Annotated in this window: 7 protein-coding genes and 2 pseudogenes; 6 read left to right on the forward strand and 3 right to left on the reverse strand. The window is 61.8% G+C overall.

Annotated features, from left to right (window positions below):
• Positions 1 to 1,293: 1,293 nt before the first annotated feature.
• Entirely contained in the window at positions 1,294 to 3,405 is a 2,112-nt protein-coding gene (dcm, locus tag AC1DJT_RS31750) for a DNA (cytosine-5-)-methyltransferase (protein WP_476835625.1), read from the forward strand.
• A gap of 340 nt (positions 3,406 to 3,745) precedes the next feature.
• Here the strand turns inward: dcm and AC1DJT_RS31755 are convergent, their stop codons facing one another.
• A complete protein-coding gene (locus AC1DJT_RS31755; protein ID WP_476835626.1) occupies positions 3,746 to 4,123 on the reverse strand; it encodes a hypothetical protein in 378 nt (125 codons plus the stop codon).
• Between the two features lie 132 nt (positions 4,124 to 4,255).
• Here AC1DJT_RS31755 and AC1DJT_RS31760 point away from each other — a divergent pair, with 132 nt between their 5' ends.
• Positions 4,256 to 4,474 (forward strand): hypothetical protein, encoded by a 219-nt coding sequence (locus tag AC1DJT_RS31760; protein ID WP_476835627.1) that lies wholly within the window; start codon positions 4,256 to 4,258, stop codon positions 4,472 to 4,474.
• A 156-nt stretch (positions 4,475 to 4,630) separates the two neighbouring features.
• Here the strand turns inward: AC1DJT_RS31760 and AC1DJT_RS31765 are convergent, their stop codons facing one another.
• On the reverse strand, positions 4,631 to 4,849 hold the full coding sequence (locus AC1DJT_RS31765) for a hypothetical protein (RefSeq protein ID WP_476770642.1): 219 nt from the start codon (positions 4,847 to 4,849) through the stop codon (positions 4,631 to 4,633).
• A 57-nt stretch (positions 4,850 to 4,906) separates the two neighbouring features.
• Here AC1DJT_RS31765 and AC1DJT_RS31770 point away from each other — a divergent pair, with 57 nt between their 5' ends.
• From AC1DJT_RS31770 to AC1DJT_RS31785, 4 genes and pseudogenes are all read left to right on the forward strand, one after another.
• Entirely contained in the window at positions 4,907 to 5,104 is a 198-nt protein-coding gene (locus AC1DJT_RS31770) for a DUF4113 domain-containing protein (protein WP_476770643.1), read from the forward strand.
• A 1,079-nt stretch (positions 5,105 to 6,183) separates the two neighbouring features.
• Entirely contained in the window at positions 6,184 to 6,339 is a 156-nt protein-coding gene (locus AC1DJT_RS31775; RefSeq protein WP_476835629.1) for a DUF6634 family protein, read from the forward strand.
• A gap of 94 nt (positions 6,340 to 6,433) precedes the next feature.
• Positions 6,434 to 6,879: pseudogene (locus AC1DJT_RS31780) on the forward strand (transposase); the annotation flags it as partial.
• The gene (locus tag AC1DJT_RS31785) at positions 6,876 to 7,133 is read left to right on the forward strand and encodes a hypothetical protein (RefSeq protein WP_476835628.1); all 258 of its coding nucleotides are present in this window, start codon (positions 6,876 to 6,878) and stop codon (positions 7,131 to 7,133) included. The pseudogene AC1DJT_RS31780 and the gene AC1DJT_RS31785, both read left to right, overlap by 4 nt.
• 135 nt (positions 7,134 to 7,268) lie before the next feature.
• On the opposite strand, the pseudogene AC1DJT_RS31790 reads toward AC1DJT_RS31785, so the two are convergent.
• Positions 7,269 to 7,479: pseudogene (locus AC1DJT_RS31790) on the reverse strand (hypothetical protein); the annotation flags it as partial.

Below are 7,479 nucleotides of genomic sequence, written 5' to 3' on the forward strand. Positions count from 1 at the left end.
GCTGATGTGCGTCTGCACAAGGCGCCGGCTTTCTTAGATATTCTCCCTTGAATGATCAATGTGTTGCTGCATAGGCGCAACGGGACGGTTCGGAGCGCTCGATCGCAAGACAGGAACCCGCTGTTATCGAGCGGCGTCTCGCCAGGAGCGGCAATGAAGCGGAATGCGCGCCGCTGCGACGTTGATCGCGAATCCGCCGACGTCCTCCCGCGCGGCCGTGCCGGCCAATTGGTTCAGAATGAGCTATGACCCCCCTTCGCGGAGCAGCTTCCTTGAAGGGCGCGATACTGGATGCTCTCATTGCCGTCAGTTCTCAATGGCCCGTGATGTTCGGCTTCGGCAGGGCGTCGTCTGGCCGTTGGAGGGGACCAGCAGCGATTCCTCCTGAAGCGGGCGCCGAGCTCCTTTGTCGTCTCCCATGCGTACCTTCCCTGAACCCCGCAGACCAGCTGGGGATACGCCATCAGTTCGCCGCCCATCCAAGCGCAGGAAGCTCGACGAGCTGCGGGAACTTATCGAGCGGTTGCGGAAGGATCCTGCGCTTACGCAGTATCGCACGCGGCTGGTGGAGGCGGAGCGTCCCACAGAGAGCGGATTCTCTCCATGCCTGCGTGGCGTACCTGGGCGATCTGCAAACGATGCTTCGACCACATCTCTCCGATGATCAGTGGAATACCATATTTGATGGGATCGCAACTCCCGAGCAGGTCGCCCGAAGTGTTCTGAGGCGAGCCGCTGGCTCGCCGGCCCGGGCACCTCATTTTTGGACCCTCTTCGACCTTTCGACCGCTCACCTTCGCCCGGGCGACATCGCTTTGCTCGAGCAATACCGTGGGCCGGATTGGGAGGGCGAACAAGATCGCGATCCCGGTCAGACGCTTTTCATCAGCGCCGTGGTCGGAGGTTGGTTGATCACGACGGTATACTGCCACGCGCGTCTCCCAGACCACCTTCTCTCGCCCTCTGAGAAAGCCGAGCGCAGCAGGCAGCGTCAGGAGGTCATCGCGGGTATCCGATCGGAGGGCTTCTCCGAAGAGTTTATCTCCTTGTTCAAATGCGCGTACGAGAACGGGGCCCCGAAATCCGCTTTCATCGAGACGCTGACTACGTTCCGGGTTTTCGTCGGTTCGATCTCGAGCCGGGCGAGGTTGACGGCGAATGCGAAGCGGGACTTGCTTCCGGAACATGATCGATGTGGCGGATGGTTAGGTTGTTCGCATTTTTAGCGATTACGCTCATCTGAAATGCACAGCCTATCCGGCATGAAGCCGGGGAGTTCCGGAGCCTGTGCAGATGAGCGAAGACGCCTCCCGTATTGTCGACAGCATTTCACCCCCCGAATCCGACGTTCCGCAATCCGAGGCAGACGTTATCGGGCAAGCACTGAAGCCGACAGAATTCCCTGAGCAGGTCGGCCGAGAACATTCGACGGGCAAGCAGGTAGCGAACTCTCCGCACGACCAGGCCACCGGAGACGAGCGCAAGCTGCTGGAAAGTTTCAAACAAGTCCGCGATCGCACACTCGCTGGCCGTCGGCGCGCTGTCGCCGACGCGTTCGCCTTCGCCGATCAATGCAAGGCCTTCGCCGAGCGGCTGCCGAAGGCCCAGGTTCTTGCATTCGTTCGAGATGAGTGCCGCGTTTCTCGGTCGGAAGCTCATGCTTACCTGCAACTGGCCGAGGTTGCCGATCCCGAGCGGGTCGTCCTTGAGCAGAGCGCGGTGGACGTTGGTGTTCTGCTCCGACTGGCGAAGCAGCCGGCAACCGTCTGGACTGAGGCCCTGACGATGCTGCGCTCCGGGCGGACCTTGTCGCTGGCTAACCTGCGATTGCTGCGGCGGGACGTGCTCGCGGGGGAAGCGCGGGTTTCCGGAAAACCGGATCGCAGTGCGATTGTCGAACTGAAGCGGGCCGTCAGGCTGAAGGCTCGGGGTYCCATCGATCGTTTTCTCGAAGATCTTGGCGCCTTGGCCAATGCGTTCGCCACGCTCTACAACGAGACGGACCCCGAGAATCGTTCGCCCGAGACGGTCGCAAGAGCCGATGCACTAGCTCAGGACGCCCAGGGGGTCGCGAAGCACCTCCGGGCGCTCGTTCCGGCCGACGTCCTCGCGGCCGATGCGGCATACTACGGGGAGCAGTCGTGGGCTCTGGTCCACGACGACCTCTGCCGGATTGCCGACCGCAAGCTCTGTTCCGTCGAGGACTGGTCATGGCCGGATGACCATCCGCTCTGGATCGATGAGCGCCTGCACCAGTCCCTGGTCTGGGCGCTCGGCCACGAGGTTCCGGAACTGGCCGGCCGCAGGCGTCGGGTTGACGAAGGAGTCGTCGCGCTTGACCGCCATCCGCGAAGCGCCGCGTCCCGTCCTTCCGCTCCGTATCGCTACTCGGTGCTCGAGCTGTGTGCCGGGGCAGGGGGGCAGGCTATCGGGCTCCACGCGGCAGGCTTTCGGCATACCGGCATTGTCGAGATCAATCCGGACGCGGTGGCGACATTAAGGGCCAATCGCCCGCGGTGGCCTGTCATCGAAGCGGACCTGAACGCGCTCGATATCGCTCGCTTCGAGCGAGTGGACGTGATCGCCGGCGGGCTGCCTTGCCAACCCTATTCGCAAGCGGGAGAGCGCCGAGGTGCTGCCGACGAGCGGGATTTGTTCCATCGCGCGCTCGAGATCATCAAGCAGATCCGCCCGAAAGCGGTGCTGATCGAAAATGTGGTCGGGATCACGCAGGTCACGCATGGGCTCCGGCGGCTCGCGGTTTACGCCGAGCTTGAGCGTCTCGGCTACGATGCCGAATGGCGCGTGATCGAGGGACCCGATTTCGGTCTGGGACAGAATCGCCGCCGCGCCATTCTCGTCGCGATGCGACGTGGAATGCTGCATCGCTTCCGCTGGCCACTCCCGCCGGAAATGGCGCCGATGCCAGTCGGAATCTTGTTAAAGGACCTCATGGGCGCCCGCGGCTGGAAAGGCCTCGATGCATGGGTCTCCAAGGCCAACGGTATCGCGCCCACGTTGATCGGGGGCAGCATGAAGAAGATGGGAATGGATCTGGCGCAGCCAAAGTCGCGCGGCGCCTGGCGTGACCTCGGCGTGAATCCCGGATCTGTGCCGCATAATGCTCCGGAACCGGAATTCGTTGGATACCCGGGGCTGACCTTGCAGATGCTTGCGCGGCTACAGGATTTTCCCGATCACTGGACCTTCAGCGGGTCGCGTCTCGCTCAGTTCCGCCAGATCGCGAACGCGTTTCCGCCGCGGCTGTCCCGCGTGATGGGCCTGGCACTCCAGCGGGCACTCTCTGGCGAAGAGATCGATCCGAAGGTTGCAATCGAGTCGCCGCTGTTCAAGCGAATCGACATCGCCGAGTTKAACCTGCATACGCTCGAAGCTGCGGAGTAATTCCGCGCGAAGCTGCGGCGTTCCGATGCAGGCGGTAGGAGCGACCATAAGCTCCGACTGAGACGGGGCAGAAGGGTACACCGAGGGGGAGTCGACGCTACACTCGTAACAGCAGTTCCCAATCGGACTCTAGCTGCAACGCGGCATGCCGGTTGGAATTCAATCCGATACGGAATTCGGGAAACTGGATTCCGTTCAGTTTCGGAATTTGGCGCCTTCGGGCTATTCACCCGCGTCAAAGCCGGCCACATCACCATGTCCTCGGTCGGACAACCTCCTCGGAGCCGCCACGCCCGGGTCGCTCGGAGGAAAGCCGAGGAGGAGGTGCCCCGGCTCCTGATTAGGCGGCAAGTGCTTCGGAGGAAACGCGGAGGGTATCCCTGAGACGCTCAAGCGATGCCCTCTCGCAGTTGATCTCGAATCGGCGGCCGGTTGCGCGGATGCTCCGGTTGGCCTCGTCCATTCTCTCGCGAAGGGCGTCACGCGCGGCCTCGACGGTCAGGCCACCGGCGAACTCACGCGCATCAATCGTATTCATGGGATCGGAGTCCGGAACKAAAACGAGGCGGGCAATCGCGGGCAGTCCATCGTATTCTTCGTTGTCATTTTCGTCGAAAGAAACTTCGAACCGATACTCCCCTCTGATGAGGTGTTGTGTCTCAAGCGCTTCGATCCTCCGGTTGATCCCGGCGATCCGCTCGGCTTCGGTCATGGTCATGATGCATTCCCTCCTAGGTTGGGGGAGTGGTCGCCTTCGAGGAAGGCCAGAGAGGTGCCCCCAACCTCATTGAGATCAGGCGGCTTTGAGGGGGACCTCGTAGGCGCAAACGTCGTCAACGGCATCGGCGTCATGCCGCTGGACCTTTGGGAAGCCCTGTGGAGCGCTGAAGACGTTCAAGGAGGCATTCGTGTCATCGCGGAAGGCGGTTTCGTACTMCCGTCCGTCTTCGCCGATCTTGGCTTCGGCGTGCTGGACCGCTTCGATGAGCCCGTCGGCGTTCTCGTCGAAGAAAACGTTACCCGAGTTGCGGAAGATGATGATGTAATTGGTCATTGTCTTGGTAACTGATTTATTCGTGATGTTTGGAATTGGTATTTCTCAATTTCTATAATAATATGATGCGTATTTGCATCGATAGGCGGAAATGTACTACAGATGGATATTCTCTAACTTTGGAATTTAATACGAATATAGAGCTAATAACATTCGTTTCTATCATCTTATTCAAATGAAATCGTCGAAAATCGCGAAATCGAGAATATAAAACTCGACCTTGATCTGAGAGTAGCGATTTCCGGCCGGGGCGCGATAAAGCAACCGGGGCTCGCGCCAGATCGAGCCGATGCGGACAGCGTGATGCCCTGCCGCGCGGCGGACTGCATCTGGAGGACGGCTACGCCTACGCCAAGGGCGGATCATAATGAGCGAGCCTGCCCCCAGCATCTGCGCCTCAAGCCGACCTATTCCCATCCCGCGATTCCCGCGACGTCGGCGAAGCTGATGGCAGCGATAAACACCGTCAACCCCCGCTTTGGCCGAGGGGCGCTCTGCCCGACGGCGACCGGCGTGAGCCGGTGGACACCAAGAGCCAACAAAGTCAGTCCGAGGTACACGACATCATTCGAAGTTGCGCTGGTGGTGCGGACGGGGAGACGCGTCACTCAGAGAATCCCGAAGTCAACGATTCAGTCCTTCTGAATTTCGTTGCGTTTCGGAGGAGTAATGGGCGCGACCTCACCCGAAGGCCTGGCAGCCTCAAGCCGAAGAAGCAGGCGACGCCCAGCCTCATCGCGATCATAGCCCGCGGCAACCAGCCGCCCATGGGCGCCTCGGATGATCTTCCACACGACCTGCCACCTAGCATCGTGCTCGGCGCCCGGCTTCTTCGCGGCTGCGGTTGCCAGCGCACGTACCTCATGAAGGACAGCACGATCCAGATCGTCCGCCTCCGGAAGAGAGCCAGCAGCCAGACGTGCACGATACCGTGCCTGGCGCTCGCGATGCGCCTGCGATCCTGTCGTTACCGGCCGTCCCCCCATGTCTGCCCTCGAAACTCGGTGTCGTCACTCAGAGATGATTGGCCGTGGGCGCGAACGGGACAAGCGCCGGTGACAATCCGCCGATGGACAACATCAAGCTGAGGAAGTGGCCGCCGCCCGCAGGACTTCAGGCGTCAGGACCAGAGGCCTGAGAGAGCCCGCCGTGCTCGTTCGGGCCGAAATTGGCTCTGAGCGCCTTGGCGCCTTCGACGAGGATCTCGTCGACATGGGAGATCTCCAGTGTTGGTGCGATGGGGCCTGAATCCTCTGCATGTGGAGATAACGTGCCATGATCGCGCTCCCGTCCTGCACGGCGTACTGGGCGGTCCTCGCCCGCAGCATGTAGCTCTCGCCGCGAATTGAATGGTAAGTGTCATCCGGCCAGGCCTTCCCGAACTGGACCTCGAGGCGAGACCGCTGGTAGCGAATGGGAGCTTCGCTCCGTCGCCGCGGCAAGAGAAAGCAGCGATCGTTCTCGCGCAATGAGTTCTGCGCGCAACCGACAGTTCGGGTGGCGGATAGTCCCATCGACCCATCTTTGGCTGGCCGGAGGGAATGTAGATGCCGGGGGGTGGCGGCGTTTCCCCAGAGGAGCGCGCGACACTTGGTCGAGAGGTCGAAAGACTTCGGCGGCTCGCGGACGACCTGGAAGCGGTGGCCGCCGGGACCTATACAACCGGTTCCGGCACCCCAACCATTGGTTGTTGGTGGGTGGGTACGCGAGCCGAGCGCTGCCTTATGGGTGAGGTTTCCGAACACCCGGAACTCCCCGGGACAGGTCGACCCATCGTTACCTCGGGCCTTTTCTTTCTCGACGCGCAGCGAGGCTGGGCGAGAAYGTTTTCCCGATGGTACCGACTTGGCATTCCGCACGGCGCAAGGCTGGACGGCTGACCTTGGACACATCGCTCGCCCCACGCATTCGCGACGCCGCTCACCCGACCGAGAATTCGAACGAGCGGTTGCAATAAGCCTTGGTCGAACTTGCCCGGCGAACCGCCATGGCCTTGCGGCCGGCGGCGGGGTGACGTTGGCCACCGGCACGGCCGAACGCGAAGCGGCGCTCGCCCTGCTGGATGCGAGGCCAGGTCGCACACGGCGGATCACACTCGGCGCCGACAAGGCCTTTGACGTGAAGCAGTTCGTGGCCGATCTCAGAGCCCGATCGGTCACCGCGCATATTCGCTAGCAACAGAACATGTCACCAAGACCGGCAAGTGGCGCCGGACCGCCCTCGATTGGCGCGTCCAGCGCCACCCCGGCTATGAGATCAGCCAGCGCTGCCGCAAACGTATCGAGGAGGTGTTCGGCTGGATCAAAGGCTCGGCGGGACTGGCCAAGATGAAAGTTGCGCGGGCGCCCCAAGGTCGATGCCGCGTTCACGCCGCCTACAACCTGATCCGCCTGCCCAAGCTTCTGGCGGCCCCGGCATGATCCTCAAGGGCAAGTGTCGGATCGTCCAGATGGCTGTGTGGGATGCCGAATTCCTCGACATGGTGGAACTGGCCTACATCCTCTTCGACGGCAAGACATGCGGAGAATTMGCCTTCGGCTGCGTCACCGGCCAGCTTCACGGCCGCGACGCCGGCAACGGCGTCAACTTCACCTGGCAAGGCAATGATGAGATGGACGAGGCCTCAGGCGACGGACGGCTCCCTCAAGGGCGAAATCCGTTTCCACAACGGTGACGTTTCCACCTTCATCGCCCGTCCTTGGACGACGTCTTCAAAAGCCTGCTAGGAGCGTGATTAAAGAGGATCTGAGACCACGGCGGACKACCATGCCGGCAGGCTAGTCTTGCGTGGTTTATGCCGGGTCAACGATCAGGGCCGGGAGACCTGCACGAAGCCATCCGAACTCACCTGGGCGTCGCGCGCGATCGCAATCAGGTCAGCCTCGACACGCCGCGCGATCGGCAGCCGGAAATGCAGCGGATCCCAGTAATTGCTATCCTGCTGCGTGACCATCGAGCGATGAGCGAAATCGGCGATGACGGCGCCGCGCCGCGCGGCGAGGGTTCGGAGCGCCTCCTTG

It is taken from the genome of Allobosea sp. 05T422_2 (assembly GCF_056396265.1).

Coding starts and splice junctions, on each gene's coding strand:
- AC1DJT_RS31765 (WP_476770642.1), bottom strand. CDS start 4,849: ATGCTGGGGGCAGGCTCGCTCATTATGATCCGCCCTTGGCGTAGGCGT.
- AC1DJT_RS31770 (WP_476770643.1), top strand. CDS start 4,907: ATGGCAGCGATAAACACCGTCAACCCCCGCTTTGGCCGAGGGGCGCTC.